Source organism: Curtobacterium sp. MCBD17_028 (genome assembly GCF_003234875.1).
In the GTDB taxonomy this organism is placed as follows: Bacteria; Actinomycetota; Actinomycetes; order Actinomycetales; family Microbacteriaceae; genus Curtobacterium.
Genome location: NZ_QKTQ01000001.1, coordinates 392040 through 408226 on the forward strand (window position 1 = coordinate 392040; position 16187 = coordinate 408226).

Genomic DNA, 16187 nt, shown 5'->3' on the forward strand with positions numbered 1-16187 from the left:
GGGACGATGACCACGACGGACGCACCACGGTACGAGGCGTACAGCCCGTACGCGCGGGACTGCCCCACCCGGCAACTGCTCGACCGCATCGGTGACCGGTGGACCGTCCTCACGCTCGGGGCGCTCGTCGACGGGCCACGGCGGTACTCCGCGATCGCGGGGCGGGTCGACGGCGTGTCGCAGAAGATGCTGACGCAGACGCTGCGGGCGCTCGAGCGGGACGGCCTCGTCACGCGCACGGTGTTCCCGGAGATCCCGCCGCACGTCGAGTACGCCCTGACCGATGCCGGGTGGTCGCTCCGGACCGTGCTCGCCGGGCTCGAGGACTGGGCGACCGGCCACATGGACGACGTCCTCGCGGCCCGCGCGGCGTACGACGAACGCTGACGGTCGACCCGGGGTCCACCGGAACACCGGGCGCGTCCGCGTGGTTGCCTGCCGGTATGCGATCGATCGTCTACACCCACACCGGTGACCCCTCCGTCCTCGAGCTCGTCGAGCGGGACGTCCCCGAGCCCGGCCCGGGCGAGGTCCGCGTCCGGGTGGTCCGTTCCGGCGTGAACCCGACCGACTGGAAGTCGCGGCGCGGCGGCACGGACGGGTCTCGGTTGCCGTTCCCCGAGGTCACCCCCAACCAGGACGGCGCGGGCGTGGTCGACGCCCTCGGCGACGGTGTCGACGGCCTGGTGGTCGGTGACCGTGTCTGGACCTTCCTCTCCGCGCAGCAGCGTCCGACGGGCACCGCGCAGGAGTACACCGTCCTGCCACGGGAGCGTGTCGCGGCGTTGCCCGACGGCGTCGACTGGGACGTGGCCGCGTCGCTCGGGGTCCCCGCACTGACCGCGCACCGCGCGCTCACCGTGCACGAGGACGGGCCGACGCGTCTCGGTCACGGGGCGCTCGCGGGACGGACCGTGCTCGTCGCCGGTGGCGCGGGTGCCGTCGGGCACGCCGCCATCCAGCTCGCCGCCTGGTCCGGTGCCCGTGTCGTCTCGACGATCAGCAGCCCCGCGAAGGCAGCACTCGCGACCGCGGCCGGCGCCCACGCGACCGTCGACTACCACGACGACGACGCCGCGGACCAGGTCCGGGCGTTCGCGCCGGACGGCGTCGACATCGTGGTGGAGGTGGCCATCCCGCAGAACGCCGACCTCGACGCGCAGGTGCTCGCCACCCGCGGTGTCATCGCGATGTACGCGAACAACGGCGGCGACGAGGCCACGCTGCAGGTCCGGCCGAACATGGCCCTGAACGCGCGGTACCAGTTCGTCCTGCTCTACACGATGGGCGAGGTGGCGCTCCGCGCGGCGGTCGAGGACGTCACCGCGGCCCTGCGCGACGGGGCGCTGCCCGTCGGCGAGGAGCACGGCCTCCCGATCACGCGGTTCCCGCTCGAGCGGACGGCCGACGCGCACGACGCGGTCGAGCACGACGCGGTCGGCAAGGTGCTCATCGACGTCCAGCCCGAGTGAGGCGGGGCGCGGTCAGCCCTCCTCGGGGTCCGAGGACCCCGCCGCCTCCGGCGTCTCGGCCGTGCTCTCCGCCGGAGGCTCGGTCGGGTCCGCCGCGAGCGCCCGCTTCCGGCGCGTGACCTGCACGGCGATCGCGACCGGGACGGCTGCCAGGGCCAGGCCGCGCATCCACGGGCGGTCGAACACGTGCCCGGTCGCGTGGTCGAGGGAGACCGCTCCCGGCCCACCGAGCGCGAACATCGACGCGGCGAATCCCAGGAACGCGGGGAACTCGAACCCGCCGTCGGCGTTGAAGAACCCGTTCGGCACGTGGATGCTCGCCGCCGTGCCCATGGTCGTCGCCGCGCCGGCACCGGCCACGGGGGTCCCGAGCCCCAGCACGAGGGCCGCTCCCGACCCCGCCTCACCGAGCCCAGCGAGCACGGCGTGCGGTTTCGCCGGCCGGAAGCCCATCGCGTGCATGCCCTGCGCGGTGCCCTCGATGCCACCACCGCCGAACGCCCCGAAGAGCTTCTGCGAACCGTGCGCGACGAGCACCGCCCCGAGGGCGACGCGGAGCAGGGTCGTTGCGGTGGTCGCCGCCGTGGTTCCCGGATGACGCATGGAGTTCCTCCCTGGTGTCGACGGGCCCGCACCACGCGGGCCGGTGTCGCCGAACGTACTCACGCTCTCCGGCACGCGCCCGCCGGTCGACGCTCCGGACTCCCCGAGGACGATGCGGTAGGCAAGAGGGGTGACCGACCTGCCGGACCTGACCGACCGCCCACAGCACACCGCGATCGTCCTGGGCGGAGGTGGCGTCGCCGGCATCGCGTGGGAGCTCGGGCTCCTGAGCGGGCTGCTCGAGGCCGGGATCCCGCTCGCCGACGCCGATCTCGTGGTCGGGACGAGCGCCGGCAGCGTCGTGGGCACCCTGCTCCGGACGGGTGGCGTCGCGGACGCCTACGGTCAGCAGGTCGATGACGTGCCGTGGGACTACGAGGAACCGGCCTCGCCCGACTGGGCCGCGATCGGCGCGCAGTTCGTGGCCGCGCTCCAGGGCGCCACGGGCGACCAGGACGCTCGCGCCCGCATCGGTCGCCTCGCGCGCACCGTGACGTCGGGACAGAGCCAGGAGGAACGCATCGCCTCGTTCCGCGCGACGTTCCCCGCCGACACGTGGCCGGACGCGCCCCTCGGCATCACCACCGTCGACGCGACCGACGGGTCGTTCCGGGTGCTCACCGCCGCTGACGGCGTCCCGTTGACCCGCGCGATCGCGGCGAGCTGCTCCGTGCCCCTCGTGTGGTCCCCGGTGACCGTCGACGGCCGCCCGTACGTCGACGGTGGCGCCCGCTCGGGGACGAACGCGGACGCCGCGGCGGGGTACGAGCGCGTGCTCGTCATCGCCTGCCGTGCGGAGGACCCGAGCCCGACCGGTCCGTGGCTCGACCGCGCAGTGGCCGGTCTGCGGCACGACGGTTCGGCCGTCGAGGTGGTCGTCGCGGACGCCACGAGCCAGGCCGCCTACGGCACGAACGTCCTGGCGCTGTCGACCCGGGCCCCCGCCGCGCACGCCGGTCGGGCGCAGGCGGCTGCCGTGGCCGCGCGCGTCCGCGACCTCTGGGTCGGCTGAGCGATCGGTCGGCTGACGCTCTGTCGGATCGGCCGACTCCGAGGCCGTGTCGCCGCCCTCCGATAGCGTGGGTGGATGCCGAACGACGACGACGCCACACCGTTCTCCGACCTCGACGCCTTCGTGGCGCTCCCCCGTGTCGACGGCATCGCGCTGTCGCCGGACGGCACGCGCGTGGCGCTCACGGTGAGCACGCTCGACCACGACCGGACCGGGTACACCCGCTCGATCTGGTCCGTGCCGACGTCGGGCGAGGGCGTGCCGGTGCGGCTCACCCGCTCGGCGAAGGGCGAGGGCGGCGTCGCGTTCACCCGGAACGGCGACGTCCTGTTCGTCTCCGCCCGTCCGGACGCCGACGCCGCGAAGGACACCGAGGCCGGTCAGGTGTGGCTCCTGCCCGCCGCCGGCGGCGAGGCCCGGGCGGTCACGCGACTCGCCGGTGGTGCGGGCATCGCGGCGACCGCGCGGGAGGCCGACACCGTGGTCATCAGCGCGGGGCTGCTCCCGGGTGCGAACGACGCCGAGGGGCGCCTGCTCGAACGCGACGCCGAACTCCGCGCGGCCCGGAAGGAGCACGCCGTCGCGGCGATCCTGCACGAGACCCACCCGGTCCGCTTCTGGGACCACGACCTCGGACCCGACGAGCCGCACCTGTTGGCGCTCGACCTCGACGACCTGCACGAGACCCTCGACGCTCCCGTCGCACCGGGCACCGCAGCCCCGGACGAGGTCGCGGTGGCCGACGCACCGGTCGCCGTCACCGCCGAGTACCCCGCGGAGCTCCCGCGCCCGCGCGACCTCACGCCGTTCCCCGGGCGCTCCGCCGACACGGCCGGGCAGGCGCTGACACCGGACGGCCGCACGCTCGTGGCGGCCCTCACGGTGCACGAGCAGCGCGGTGCCCGGGCCGTGCTCGTCGCGATCGACACCGAGACCGGCGAGCGCACCACGCTGTTCGACGAGCCGGACGTGTTCCACGAGATGCCGGCCGTCAGCCACGACGGCACGACGATCGCTTGGGTGCGCGCCCCGCGGGACACCCCGGCCGGGCCCGCCGACCGTGAGATCTGGGTGGCCGACCTCGACGGCGGCCACGCCCGACGCATCGCGACGGAGTGGGACCGTTGGGCGAACGAGTTCGTGTTCGACGCCGACGACCGCGCCCTCATCGCCACCGCGGACCAGGACGGCCGCGCGCCGGTGTTCCGGATCCCGCTCGACGGGAGCGCCGTCGAACAGCGCACCACGGACGAGCACGCGTACAGCGGCGTGGCAGTGGACCGGGCGACTGGCGTCGTCGTCGCGCTCCGGTCCTCCTGGGCGGGGCCGCTGCACCCGGTCCGGATCGACCCCGACGGCACCGTGACCGCCCTGCCGACCCCCGCGCCACTGCCCGCGGTGCCGGGCCGCGTCGAGGAGGTCGAGACGACGACCGCGGACGGCACGCGCGTGCGCGGCTGGCTCGTCCTGCCGCCGGGCGCGTCTGCGGACGCGCCCGCGCCGTTCCTGCTGTGGATCCACGGTGGACCGCTCAGCAGCTGGAACGCCTGGAGCTGGCGATGGAGTCCGATGGTCGCCGCGGCGCGGGGCTACGCGGTCCTGCTGCCCGACCCGGCGCTGTCCACCGGGTACGGCCTCGAGTTCATCGCGCGCGGCTGGAACGCCTGGGGGCAGGCGCCCTACACCGACCTCCTCGCCATCACCGACGCCGTCGTGGCGCGGCCCGACGTCGACGAGACCCGGACCGCGGCCATGGGTGGCTCCTTCGGCGGCTACATGGCGAACTGGGTCGCCGGGCACACCGACCGCTTCGACGCGATCGTCACGCACGCGAGTCTCTGGGCGCTCGACCAGTTCGCCGGCACCACCGACGCGTCGTACTACTGGCAGTCCATCTTCACGGCCGAGGGCATGGCCGAGAACGACCCGCACCGGTCCGTGGACGCGATCACGACACCGATGCTCGTGATCCACGGCGACAAGGACTACCGCGTGCCGATCGGCGAGGGGCTGCGGCTCTGGTCGGAGCTGGCCGAGCACCACGCCGACCCCGACGGCACCATGCCGCACCGGTTCCTGTACTTCCCGAACGAGAACCACTGGATCCTCACGCCGCAGCACGCGAAGGTCTGGTACGAGACGGTGTTCGCGTTCCTCGCCCAGCACGTGCTCGGCGAGGCCTGGGAGCGGCCGGAACTGCTCGGGTGAGGACGCCGGGCGGCAGCGGTCACACGAATGCGGCGTGCCCCGTGATCGCACGTCCCACGATGAGCGTGTTCATCTCGCGGGTGCCTTCGTACGAGTAGATTGCCTCGGCGTCGGCGAAGGACCGCGCGACGCCCGCGCCCAGGACGATGCCGTTGCCGCCGAGGACCTCGCGACACCAGCCGACGGTCTCGCGCATCCGCGCCGTCGCGAACGCCTTGGCCAGCGCGGAGAACTCGTCGCGGTGATCGCCGCGGTCCTGCAGCGCCGACGCCTGGGTGCACAGCGCGATCGACGCCGTGATGTTGCCGACCGAGCGGACCAGGAGGTCCTGCACCAGCTGGTGCCGCGCGATCGGCTTGCCGAACTGCTCGCGCTCCCGCGCGTACCGGAGGGCGGCCTCGTACGCACCGACGGCGATGCCGATCGCCTGCCACGCGACCTCGCACCGGGTGAGCCGGAGCACCGCCGCGGTGTCCCGGAACGACCGGGCACGCTGCAGCCGCCGCTCCTCGGGGACACGCACGTCGCGGAGCACGATGTCGGCGTTCTGCACCGTCCGGAGCGAGATCTTGTCCTCGATCTTCGTGGCGGTGAACCCCGGCGAGTCCGTGGTCACGAGGAATCCCTTGACCTGCCCGTCGGCCACGTCCTTGGCCCAGATCACGACGACGTCGGCGAACGTCGCGTTGCCGATCCAACGCTTCTCGCCGTCGAGGACCCAGGTGTCGCCCTCGCGTCGGGCCGTGGTGCGGAGACCGCGGGCCGAGTCCGACCCCGAGAGCGGTTCCGTCAGGCCGAACGCACCGACGAGTTCGCCGGTGGCCATGCGCGGCAGCCACGCGCGCTGCTGGTCCTCGCTGCCCGCGACGGCGATGGCGTTCATGGCGAGGCCGGACTGCACGCCGACGAAGGTCGCCATGCCCGCGTCGACCCGGCCCATCTCGAGGGCCGCCCACCCCCGGTACACCGCCGAGTTCTCGAACCGGGCGACGAGCGGGATCCCGGATCCGAGTACCCCGGTCTCGGCGAGCGGCCGGATGAGGTGCGTCGGGAACTCCGCGTCCGCCCACGTGCGGTCGGCGATCGGCGCGACCCGGTCCTCCATGAACGCGCGGAGCGCCAGGACGCGTTCGCGCTCGACGTCGGTCAGGTCGTCCTGGAAGCGGTAGAAGTCGGCCTCGAGGTGGGCCCGCTGCACGCGCTCGGTCGTGTCGAGCGATGCAGCGGCGGCGGGGGTCATCGTTGACATGACCCCCATGGTGCATCGTTCTGGGGAACGTTGCAACACGCGTAGGCTCCGGTGGTGGACGGTATGCGGGAGGCGCGGCTCGGCCAGCACGGCACGGCGCTCGTCCCGAGCACCCTCTCCGCCCGTCTGGAGGCCCATCCCGACGCCCTCCGCGCGTTCCGTTCCGCGCGACACCGGTTCGTGGACGGCGAGCGGATCGACATGGGCCGCCTGGCCGCCGAGCTCGGCGTCGACCGCACGAGCCTGTTCCGCTGGGTCGGCAACCGGGACCAGCTGCTGTCCGAGGTGCTGTGGTCCCTGGCCGTGCCGACGCTCGACGCGGCCGACCGCGCCGTGACCACCACCGGTGCCGCCCGGATCGTCGGCGTGCTGACCCGGTTCACGGCCGACCTCATCGAGGCGCCGTACTTCCGCGTGTTCCTGACGCGGGAGCCCTCGCGCGCGCTGCGACTGCTCACGACCACGGACAGCGACGTGCAGCGCCGGCTCGTCGCGGTCGTCGCCACCCTGATCGACGAGGAATCGGCCGCGGCGCGCTTCGATCCCGCGCCACTGTCGGCACGCGAGGTGGCATCGCTGCTCGTCCGGATCTCGGAGTCGTTCTCGTACGCCGACCTCATCTCGGGCGAGCCGCCGGACGCCGACCGCGCTCGCGCCGCCTTCGAGTACGTCCTCCGTCCGTCCGCGCCGACCACACCACCCCCGTCCGACCCGGCCGCCGGATAGCGTGGCGACCATGCCCACGCTCCTGCACCTCGACTCGTCCGCCGACCTCGCCGCGTCGCGGTCCCGTGCCCTGACCGCGGTGTTCGCGGACGCCTGGCGGGCTCGTGGTGCCGACCACACCGTCACGTACCGGGACCTGCACGTGCACCCGCTCCCCCACCTCGAGGCATCGGCGTTGCACTGGCCGGCCGCGGAACGCCGGCCCGGCGCGGACGTCCCCGCCGGATCGCAGGAGCTCCTGCAGTCCGTCGTCGACGAGCTGCTCGCCGCGGACGTCCTGCTCGTCGGGGCGCCGCTCTACAACTACTCGCTGCCGTCGACCCTGAAGACCTGGATCGACCGGGTGCACCTGCCCGGGGTGCTCGTGCCGGACGCCGGGTCGACCGGCCCGCTCGCCGGGCGTCCCGCCGTGGTGGTCGTCACCCGCGGTGGCGCCTACGACGCGGGGACCCCGACCGAGGGCTGGGACCACGGAACGCCCGTGCTCGAGCTCATCCTCGGGACCGCACTCGGGATGGACGTCCACACCGTCACCGCGAGCACGACCCTCGCCGAGACCGTCCCCGCGCTCGCGCCGTACCGGGAGCGTGCCCGCGCCGAGTTCGCGGACGCCGAGCGCGAGCTCGCCCGACTCGGGTCGACGCTGGCCTGAGGTCGGACCTCAGGAGCCGCCTCGCTGCACCGAGGACCGGCGTCAGGAGTCGCCGTCGCTCGAGCCGGAGCCGGAGCCGGAGTCGGAGCCGGCACCCGGTCGCGTGGTGCAGCCGGCCGAGCTGGCGGCGGAGACGGTGATGGTCGTCGCGGCGATCGACGAGCCGGATGACGACGAGGACGAGGACGAGGCCTGCACGCACTCACCGACGGCGAACGCCGACGACGTCGCCGACGCCGTCCTCATGTAGGTCGTGTCCGCGTCGACCGAGATCGTCGACGTCGATGATGCACCGGACGCGCCCGTCGTCCGGACGGTGATCGTCGACCCCGAGACCTTCGTGACGAGGCCCGAGACCACACCGCCCATGCCGGAACCGCCGGATCCCCCGCCTGGTCCGCCCGCTCCTCCCGGTCCCCCGGTCGGCGCGCCGCTCGGGGCCGTTGTGTCCGTTGAGCCCGCCCCGGTACCACCCGGGGCGGAACCACCCGGTGCACCGCCGGGGGCAGTGCCGGTCGTGCAGGCACCGTCGACCGCGGTCGAGACCGTGACCGTCGACGCGGTCACGGTGTCGGAGGAGGTGCCCGAGCCCGACGAGCCCGACGCCGGCATCGATGACGCGCTCACGCAGACGCCCTTGCTGACGTCGGACAGCGACGCATCGACGAGCTGTTCGATCGTGGTCGAGGACGAGTAGGTCAGGGTCGTCGTGTCGGATGTGTCCGACGTCGTCGTGACCGCGAGCGTTCCCGAGCCGACCGAGGCGATCGTCCCGCGGACCATCCCGCCGATGCCCCGGCCGGCGACGCTCGTGCCACCCGCGGTCGACGCCCCCGTGGCGGTCTGGTCGGTGCCGTTCGATGACGAACAGGCCGTCAGGGCAGCCACGAGGGCGAGCACGCCGACCGAGGCCGATGCTCGGAGGAGGAGGGGTCGGCGCGATGCGCGGGAGACGGTGGTGGTGCGGTCGGTGGCGGCGCGGTCGGTGGCGGCGCTGATCGCGGGGCGGCTCGAGCCGGCTGACGTGGTCGTCATGATGCCTGGTCCTGGTTCTGGTGGTCGGATGTTCGAGATGTGGGAGCGCCCCTGAGGAGCGGACGTCGTCAGGGCCGCACCTGCTGGAACGGGACGGACGAGGTGGCGGCTGGCGCGGATTCGTCGCCGACGGCCCTCATCGGACGTGTGGCGACGTCGGACGCGGGGCGCTCGACTCCATCGGCGGGTTGTCGGCGCCGCCCTCGGAACACCCAGAGCTTGAACAGCACGAACCGCATCCCGGTCGCGACGAGGTTCGCGACCGTCAGGACGACGACCTCGGTCCCGCTTCCGGCATGCGGGGCCGTCGCGTGGAGTCCGGCCAGCGACCCGGCGGTGATGAGCCAGGCGACGCCGAACACGACGAGCCCCTGTACCTGGTGTCGCCCGGCACCCGCCGCTCCCCGGACGCCGAACGTGAACCGGCGGTTCACAGTCGTGTTGCCGATCGCGGTGACCATCAGCGCCACGAAATCGGCGACCTGAGCGCCGAGCGCCGGCTGCAGGACGACGTAGAGCAGGGCGAATGCGAGGGTCGAGGCCACGCCCACCGCGCCGAACCGGAGCACCTGCGCGAACAAGCCGATCGTCGGGGTCGTGAACGGATGGCGCCCGACGGCGTCGTACACCTCGGCGAGCGGCAATCGCCCACGAGCGAGATCCCGGCCGACGCGGAGCATTCCACGGAGGTCCTCCCGCGCGGTCGCGGTGATGTCCACCGACGAGTTGACGTCGTCCACCCAGTCCACGGGGACCTCGTGGATCCGCAGTCTCGCGTGCTCGGCGAGGACGAGGAGTTCGGTGTCGAAGAACCAGGCGTCGTCACGGACGAGGGGCAGCAGACGCGCAGCGACGTCGCGGCGGATCGCCTTGAAGCCGCACTGGGCATCGGAGAACGACACCCCCATGGCGGTCCGGAGCAACGCGTTGTACGAGCGCGAGATGAACTCCCGCTTGCCGCCCCGGACGACCCGCGACGACCCGACCAAGCGAGTTCCGATGGCGAGGTCCGAGTGGCCCGACAGCAGTGGCGCGACGAGTGGGCCGAGCGCCGCCAGGTCGGTGGAGAGATCCTCGTCGACGTAGACGAGGACCTCGGCCGGTGAAGCGGACCACACCGCTTTGAGCGCGCGCCCGCGGCCCTTGAGCGGCAGGTGCACGGCGACGACCCGCGGCAGGATCGCGGCGAGGTCGTCCGCGATCCGGGCGGTGTCGTCCGTCGAGGCGTTGTCCGCGATGGTGATCCGCCACGTCCGTCCCGGCCCGGCCACGAGTGGTTCAGCGCTGAGGAAGCTGTGGAGCCGCCGGATGTGCGCGGCGAGGGTGCCCTGCTCGTTGTAGCAGGGCACCACGATGTCGATGTCGATGGTGTCCGTCGGTGCGCTCATGCCAGACAGCGTGCGGAGCGGGGATGGAGGAAGCGCTTCCGGGGCCTGTGGTCGCCGTAAGAACGACCGAGGCGTCGCCGAGGAGGTCGGCGCGACCTCAGCTGGCGGCGACGTCGAGCGGCAGCGACACGACGAACTCCGTCCGGGTCGGGCCACTCGTCACCGAGACCGAACCGCCGTGCGCGAGGGCAACGGCCTGCACGATCGACAGACCGAGCCCCGTCGTGCCCGTCGACCGCGACCGCGAGGCGTCACCCCGGCTGAACCGGTCGAACAGCGTCGGCAGGGACGCCGCTGAGATCGGAGGACCGTCGTTCGCGACGGCGAGCCGAGCGCGGGCACCGGCTCCGTCACGCTCGTCCCGGTGCACCGAGACCGCGACGTGTGTCCCCGCTGGCGTGTGGATCCGCGCGTTCGCAAGGAGGTTGACGACCACCCGACGCAGCTGGACCGGGTCGCCGATGACCACCACCGGCTCGTCGTGGAGGTCGAGCGCCCATCGGTGCTCCGGCCCGGCCGCACGGGCGTCCATCGTCGTCTCGACGGCGAGTGCGGACAGGTCGACGGGCTCCCGGACGGGCGGCACGGTCGAGTCGAGCCGAGCGAGCAGCAAGAGCTCCTCGACGAGGTCACCCATGCGCACCGCCTCGGCTCGGATCCGCTCGGTGTTCCGGTGCACCGCGGGCGACGCGGGTTCAGATCCCGTCAGCTCCGCGTACGCCCGGATGGTCGCGAGCGGCGTCCGTAGCTCGTGGGAGGCGTCCGCCACGAACGCGCGCACGCGGGTCTCGGCGCGATCCCGCACGGCGAGGGCCTCCGACACGTGCCCGAGCAGGCTGTTCAGCGCCGTGCCGACCTGGCGGACCTCGCGACTGACGCCGATGTCCTCGTCGGAGACCCGGATGGGGATGCCCTCGTCGCCGCTGTCGAGATCGAGGGCGGTGACGGCCGAAGCGGTGGCGGCGACTCGCGAGAGCGGACGCATCGCGCGACGCACGAGCATCGCCCCGGCCCAGGCAGCGACCACGACCCCGAGCACCGCGACGATCGCGATGACCAGGACGAGCCGCGCGATCGCCGCCGTGATGCCGCCCACGGGGAGCGCCGTGATGAACACCGCGCCGTCCGACCTGGTGGCGAGCACTCGGTAGGCACCGAGGGAGCCGAGCTCGCGCGTGACCGGATCGCCGTCACGCGGCACCCGAGCGAGCGCCGCCTTCGCAGCGGTGCCGAGACGGTGCTGCTCACCCGTCGCGTCGGTGTACCCGGCGATGACGAACGCTCCCTTCCGGGACACGGCGACGACCGTGTCCGCGGACTGGCCTGGTGCGCCGATGAAGTCGTGGTCTGGATCGGTGCCGGTGACGCCCGGGGGCGGGTTGCGCCCGTCCGGCGGCGGCGACGGGAGGTCGCTCTGCGCGTCGAGCGCGCGCTGGGACGCGGTCGTCAGGTCGTCGTCCAGGCGCCCGAACAGGTACCCACGGAACGCCACGACGGTCACGACGCCGACGACGACGTTCGTGACCGTCAGGAGCAGCGCCACGATGAGGACGATCCGCCACCGCAGCGAGTGCGTCCGGTCCTTCCGCGGACTCCCGGCCCCGGACGCCCTCACGTCGGCGGACGGAGGACGTACCCGGTGCCCCGTACGGTCTGGAGGAGCGGCTCGCGCCCGGCGTCCACCTTGCGTCGCAGGTACGACACGTACATGTCCACGAGGTTCGACGACGCCCCGAAGTCCATCCCCCAGACGTTCGTGAGGATGCGATCCCGGGTGAGGACCCGTCGTGCGTTCCGCATCATGTACCGCAGGAGCTCGAACTCGGTCGCCGTGAGGTCGATGCCCTCGCCACCGCGGGTGACCGCGTGCGTGTCCTCGTCGAGCTCCAGGTCCTCGACGACGAGCCGAGCCGGCCCCCCGTCGGCGACCACACGCGACGACGTCCGGGCGAGGATCCGCGCACGGACCAGCAACTCCTCGATGCCGAACGGCTTCGTGAGGTAGTCGTCCCCACCGCCCGTGAGTCCGGCGATCCGGTCCTCGTGGGCGTCCTTGGCGGTGAGGAACAACACGCGGGCGTCATCGCGGGCGTCCCGGAGCCGGGACAGGACCTCGAAGCCGTCGATGTCGGGCAGCATGACGTCGAGCACCACCACGTCCGGCTGGAACTCCCGGGCTGCGAACAGGACGTCGCGGCCGCGGTGCACCGCGTGCGTGGACCAGCCGTCGGCCGTGAACGCGAGGCCGATCGCCTGGGCGAGGGCGACCTCGTCGTCCACGACGAGCACCCGGACGGGCGTGCCGTCGGTCCTCGTGAGGGGAGCGCTGCTCATCGCGGTGAGCCTAGTCGCCGCTGAGGTCGTAGACCGTCTGGCCCCCGACCGTCTTCGCCGTGTAATGCGCCTCGACCCAAGCCTGGATCGCGCTCGCCGTGCTGGTCGACTGGCCGCCCGGCATCCCGCCGCCAGCTCCGCCGTCATCGCCGTCGACGCTGCCGCTCGTGTCGCCAGCGCTGCCGCTCGTGTCGCCAGCGCTGCCGCTCGTGTCGCCAGCGCTGCCGCTCGTGTCCGCTGCGGAGCTACCGCCCGGACCGCCGCCCATGCCGCCGCCCATGCCGCTCGAGACGATGTAGTAGCCGACCTTGCCCTCCTTCACCCATGCCTTGAACTGCGCGAGCGTCGGTGTCGGGTCGCTCGACCAACCGCCGATGGCCATGACGGCCTGGTCGGTGTCGAGCTCGAGCTGCGCTGCGGACTGCGATCCGTTCACGGCCGCCGCCCACTTGGCGTCGGACGCCTCGAGGAGCTTCTGCAGCGCGGTCGAGGTGGTCTGGCTCCCGCCGCCCATGTTGCCGGCATCCGCCGCTCGGCCACCCCCGTCGCTCGTGCCGCTCGTGCCCGACGAACTCCCCGGCGCACCGGCGGGCGGCTGCCCCGTCGTCGCGTCCGAGTCCGATCCTCCGGACCCAACGGGCGGCATGCCCGTCCCGGCACCGGAACCGGTGGTGGAGTCGCTGGAGGAGCCTCCGGGGCCACCGGTACCACCGGGCATGCCCCCGCCCATGCCGCCCGCGGCGCCGCCCGTCCCCGAGGATCCGCTCCCCGCAGGACCGACGATCGGGATCGATCCCGTGTGGCCGACCGTCGTGGTCGCCACGGCGTACGCCGTCGTGCCGGTGAGGCCGAACAACGTGCCTGCGAGAACGCCGACCGCCACGAGCCGGCGCAGAGTCGGCACGGTCCCCACTGCCACGGCGCCGGCTGACAGGAATCCGCCGACGAGGACGACCCACCGCAGCCACGGCACCCAGGTCGCGTTCTCACCCAGGAGCGCCCAACTCCAAGACGCGGTGATCACGATCATGGCCGCGAGCCCGAGCGTCCCGAGCGCCGACCGGCGACGTGCCCAGAGCATCGCCCCGCCGGTGCCCACCAGACCCGCGATCGCCGGAGCGAGCGCGACCGTGTAGTAGGGGTGGATCGTGCCGGACATGTAGCTGAACACGAGCCCGGTCAGCAGGAGCCATCCACCCCAGAGCACGAGCCCGGCGCGGGCCGGATCGGCCGGAGGACGCCGTCCAGCGGCCACGAGGCCGAGGACGAGCGCGAGGAGCGCCGCGGGGAGGAGCCACGAGATCTCGAGCCCCATCTCGGACGAGAACAGCCGCTCGAGGCCCGTCGATCCGCCGAACGACGAACCGGCCGCGCCCCCGGTCATCCCGCCGCCGCCACCGCCGCCGTTGCCGTCACCGCCGAAGATCCGCCCGAGGCCGTTGTAGCCGAACACGAGGTCGAGCACGGTGTTGTCGGTCGATCCGCCGATGTACGGGCGCGCGTCGGCTGGCCAGAGGGCCACCGTGAGCACCCACCACCCCGCCGCGACGACGAGGGACACCATCCCGATGACGGCGCCGACGATGCGCTTGCGCCAGCTCGCCTGGGCCGCGAACACGTAGACGAGTCCGAGGGCCGGCATGACGAGCAGACCCTGGAGCATCTTGGTCAGGAACGCGAACCCGAGCGCGACGCCGGCGAGCGCGAACCACCGCCAGCTCCCGCGGGGCAGGGCCCGGACGGTGCAGTACGCGGCGGCCGTCATGAGCAGCACGAGCAGGGCGTCCGGGTTGTCGAAGCGGAAGATGAGCGCCGCGGCCGGGGTCATCGCCAGGACGAACCCGGCGAGCAGCGCGCCGACGTTCGCCGTCGTGCCACCGAGTCGCGCGAGGGTCCGACGGACCACCCCCCAGGTCAACGCGACGGAGGCGACGGCCATGAGCGCCTCGGGCACGAGCATGCTCGCGCTCGAGAAGCCGAAGATGCGCGCCGAGAGTCCCATCACCCACAGGGACGCAGGGGGCTTGTCGACGGTGATGAAGTCAGCAGTGTCGAGCGACCCGAAGAACCAGGACTTCCAGCTCTCGGAGCCCGCCTGCACCGCCGCGGCGTAGAAGCTGTTCGCGGAGCCGGACACCGTGATGTCCCACAAGTACAAGACGGCGGTCAGGAGCAGCAGCGCCCAGAACGCCGGACGGAGCCAGGCCGCGTCCGCGCGGTCGCCGAGGAAGAGTCGGACGATCGCACTGCGTCGTTCCGCGGTCCTCCTCTCCGCGGGATGGTCGGGTCGGTCGATCAGGGTCGCCGGGTGACTGGTCATGGGTCGAGGATGCCGAGCGAGCGCGTATGGTTCCTCGGCGATCCCTATGCCGTGGATCAGAACGGCTGCGAGCCGGCTGTGGAGGATCGCCATCGCGCCGGCGGCCCGTCGTTAGGCTGCCCTCGTGACGACCCCGGCGCCCACCAGTCCGCCCACCCCCGTCAGCACCCTGCAGGCCGAGGCGTTCGCCGCGGGCACCCTGCCGCCCGTCGAGCAGGTCCGGGACGGCGTCTGGACCCTCGCGATCCCGTTCGCCGCGGGCATCCCCGACTCCACGCTCACGTACGTGCTCGAGGCCGCCGACGGGTCGCTCGTCGTCGTGGACCCGGGCTGGGGCACCGAGCCGACGCTCGCGGTGCTCCGGGACGGCCTCGCCACGATCGGTCGGACCCTCGACGACGTCGGACTCGTCGCCGTGACGCACCTGCACGTCGACCACCTCGGCGCGGCGGCGGCCGTCCGGAACGCCTCCGGCGCGCGGGTCGCGATGCACCCGGCGGAGGCGCGAGCGATCCGCCACCAGGACGAGGACCGTCGGCGGGACGACGAGGACATCGCACGCTGGGGCGTGCCGGAGCCGCTGCGCGCCGGCCTGGTGCGGGCCTGGGGAACGGGGCGGCGCCTCCCGGACGTCGAGGCGGACCTGCTCGTGGAGGACGGGGACGTCCTGCCGGTCGCGGGGCGCGAACTCCGGGCCCTGTGGACGCCGGGCCACACGACCGGACACCTGTGCTTCGTCGACGCGCCGGACGGACTCCTGTTCACCGGCGACCACGTGCTCCCGCGGATCAACTCCGGGCTGGGGCTCGGGGGTCGGACGGACACGAACCCGCTCGAGGACTACCTGGCGTCGCTCGACCGACTCGCCGACCTCGCGGAGCTCGAGGTGTGCCCCGGACACGAGTACCGGTTCCGCGACGTGCGGGCCCGGGCCGCGACGCTCGCCGACCACCGGCGGGAACGGGGCGAGCACGTCGCCGCGGCACTCGACACGCTCGACCGTCCCACGCTGTTCGAGGTCGCCGCGCACGTGCCGTTCCGTGGGGGCATCGCGTCGATGACCGGGTACCTGCTCGCGTCCGCGCTCGCCCAGACCGCGTTCCACGCACGGTTGCTCGGGCGGTCGGACGAGATCCGACCGGCCTGACGCCGCCGCGACACGGGCCTCGACGCAGGGCTCGAGGACGG

At 73.2% G+C, this 16187-nt stretch carries 14 protein-coding genes; 7 read left to right on the forward strand and 7 right to left on the reverse strand.

The genetic code is table 11. The features are described 5' to 3' along the window. Window positions 1–6 precede the first annotated feature (6 nt). Both DEI86_RS01800 and DEI86_RS01805 read left to right on the forward strand, forming a co-directional pair. Window positions 7–387, forward strand: a complete 381-nt coding sequence (locus DEI86_RS01800; protein WP_111012653.1) for a helix-turn-helix domain-containing protein — start codon at window positions 7–9, stop codon at window positions 385–387. 56 nt (window positions 388–443) lie between these two features. Continuing rightward, entirely contained in the window at window positions 444–1472 is a 1029-nt protein-coding gene (locus tag DEI86_RS01805; protein ID WP_111012654.1) for an NADPH:quinone reductase, read from the forward strand. 12 nt (window positions 1473–1484) lie between these two features. Here the strand turns inward: DEI86_RS01805 and DEI86_RS01810 are convergent, their stop codons facing one another. Continuing rightward, the gene (locus DEI86_RS01810; RefSeq protein WP_111012655.1) at window positions 1485–2075 is read right to left on the reverse strand and encodes a DoxX family protein; all 591 of its coding nucleotides are present in this window, start codon (window positions 2073–2075) and stop codon (window positions 1485–1487) included. A 130-nt stretch (window positions 2076–2205) separates the two neighbouring features. On the opposite strand from DEI86_RS01810, the gene DEI86_RS01815 reads away from it, so the two are divergent. Beyond that, the gene (locus tag DEI86_RS01815) at window positions 2206–3087 is read left to right on the forward strand and encodes a patatin-like phospholipase family protein (RefSeq protein ID WP_258376433.1); all 882 of its coding nucleotides are present in this window, start codon (window positions 2206–2208) and stop codon (window positions 3085–3087) included. 75 nt (window positions 3088–3162) lie between these two features. Continuing rightward, the gene (locus tag DEI86_RS01820; RefSeq protein WP_111048645.1) at window positions 3163–5295 is read left to right on the forward strand and encodes a prolyl oligopeptidase family serine peptidase; all 2133 of its coding nucleotides are present in this window, start codon (window positions 3163–3165) and stop codon (window positions 5293–5295) included. A gap of 19 nt (window positions 5296–5314) precedes the next feature. On the opposite strand, the gene DEI86_RS01825 is transcribed toward DEI86_RS01820, so the two are convergent. Next, window positions 5315–6535, reverse strand: a complete 1221-nt coding sequence (locus DEI86_RS01825) for an acyl-CoA dehydrogenase family protein (RefSeq protein ID WP_111048738.1) — start codon at window positions 6533–6535, stop codon at window positions 5315–5317. Between the two features lie 72 nt (window positions 6536–6607). Here DEI86_RS01825 and DEI86_RS01830 point away from each other — a divergent pair, with 72 nt between their 5' ends. Then, window positions 6608–7270, forward strand: coding sequence for a QsdR family transcriptional regulator (locus tag DEI86_RS01830; RefSeq protein WP_181439681.1), 663 nt, complete (start codon window positions 6608–6610; stop codon window positions 7268–7270). 10 nt (window positions 7271–7280) lie between these two features. Beyond that, a complete protein-coding gene (locus DEI86_RS01835) occupies window positions 7281–7922 on the forward strand; it encodes an FMN-dependent NADH-azoreductase (RefSeq protein WP_111012869.1) in 642 nt (213 codons plus the stop codon). 42 nt (window positions 7923–7964) lie between these two features. Here the strand turns inward: DEI86_RS01835 and DEI86_RS01840 are convergent, their stop codons facing one another. From DEI86_RS01840 to DEI86_RS01860, 5 genes are all read right to left on the reverse strand, one after another. After that, on the reverse strand, window positions 7965–8957 hold the full coding sequence (locus DEI86_RS01840) for a hypothetical protein (RefSeq protein ID WP_111048646.1): 993 nt from the start codon (window positions 8955–8957) through the stop codon (window positions 7965–7967). 68 nt (window positions 8958–9025) lie between these two features. Beyond that, entirely contained in the window at window positions 9026–10345 is a 1320-nt protein-coding gene (locus tag DEI86_RS01845) for a bifunctional glycosyltransferase family 2/GtrA family protein (RefSeq protein ID WP_111048647.1), read from the reverse strand. Window positions 10346–10442: 97 nt separating this feature from the next. Beyond that, window positions 10443–11960, reverse strand: a complete 1518-nt coding sequence (locus DEI86_RS01850; protein WP_111048648.1) for a cell wall metabolism sensor histidine kinase WalK — start codon at window positions 11958–11960, stop codon at window positions 10443–10445. After that, window positions 11957–12679 carry a response regulator transcription factor gene (locus tag DEI86_RS01855; protein WP_111012661.1) on the reverse strand — a complete coding sequence of 241 codons (723 nt, stop codon included), beginning with the start codon at window positions 12677–12679 and terminating at the stop codon, window positions 11957–11959. The genes DEI86_RS01850 and DEI86_RS01855 overlap by 4 nt, the downstream gene beginning before the upstream one ends. Window positions 12680–12689: 10 nt before the next feature. Then, window positions 12690–14999 carry a glycosyltransferase family 39 protein gene (locus DEI86_RS01860; RefSeq protein ID WP_111048649.1) on the reverse strand — a complete coding sequence of 770 codons (2310 nt, stop codon included), beginning with the start codon at window positions 14997–14999 and terminating at the stop codon, window positions 12690–12692. Between the two features lie 124 nt (window positions 15000–15123). Here DEI86_RS01860 and DEI86_RS01865 point away from each other — a divergent pair, with 124 nt between their 5' ends. Then, window positions 15124–16146, forward strand: a complete 1023-nt coding sequence (locus DEI86_RS01865) for an MBL fold metallo-hydrolase (RefSeq protein WP_111048650.1) — start codon at window positions 15124–15126, stop codon at window positions 16144–16146. Window positions 16147–16187 lie beyond the last annotated feature (41 nt).

Coding starts and splice junctions, on each gene's coding strand:
- DEI86_RS01800 (WP_111012653.1), top strand. CDS start 7: ATGACCACGACGGACGCACCACGGTACGAGGCGTACAGCCCGTACGCG.
- DEI86_RS01805 (WP_111012654.1), top strand. CDS start 444: ATGCGATCGATCGTCTACACCCACACCGGTGACCCCTCCGTCCTCGAG.
- DEI86_RS01810 (WP_111012655.1), bottom strand. CDS start 2,075: ATGCGTCATCCGGGAACCACGGCGGCGACCACCGCAACGACCCTGCTC.
- DEI86_RS01820 (WP_111048645.1), top strand. CDS start 3,163: ATGCCGAACGACGACGACGCCACACCGTTCTCCGACCTCGACGCCTTC.
- DEI86_RS01825 (WP_111048738.1), bottom strand. CDS start 6,535: ATGACCCCCGCCGCCGCTGCATCGCTCGACACGACCGAGCGCGTGCAG.
- DEI86_RS01830 (WP_181439681.1), top strand. CDS start 6,608: ATGCGGGAGGCGCGGCTCGGCCAGCACGGCACGGCGCTCGTCCCGAGC.
- DEI86_RS01835 (WP_111012869.1), top strand. CDS start 7,281: ATGCCCACGCTCCTGCACCTCGACTCGTCCGCCGACCTCGCCGCGTCG.
- DEI86_RS01840 (WP_111048646.1), bottom strand. CDS start 8,957: ATGACGACCACGTCAGCCGGCTCGAGCCGCCCCGCGATCAGCGCCGCC.
- DEI86_RS01845 (WP_111048647.1), bottom strand. CDS start 10,345: ATGAGCGCACCGACGGACACCATCGACATCGACATCGTGGTGCCCTGC.
- DEI86_RS01855 (WP_111012661.1), bottom strand. CDS start 12,679: ATGAGCAGCGCTCCCCTCACGAGGACCGACGGCACGCCCGTCCGGGTG.
- DEI86_RS01860 (WP_111048649.1), bottom strand. CDS start 14,999: ATGACCAGTCACCCGGCGACCCTGATCGACCGACCCGACCATCCCGCG.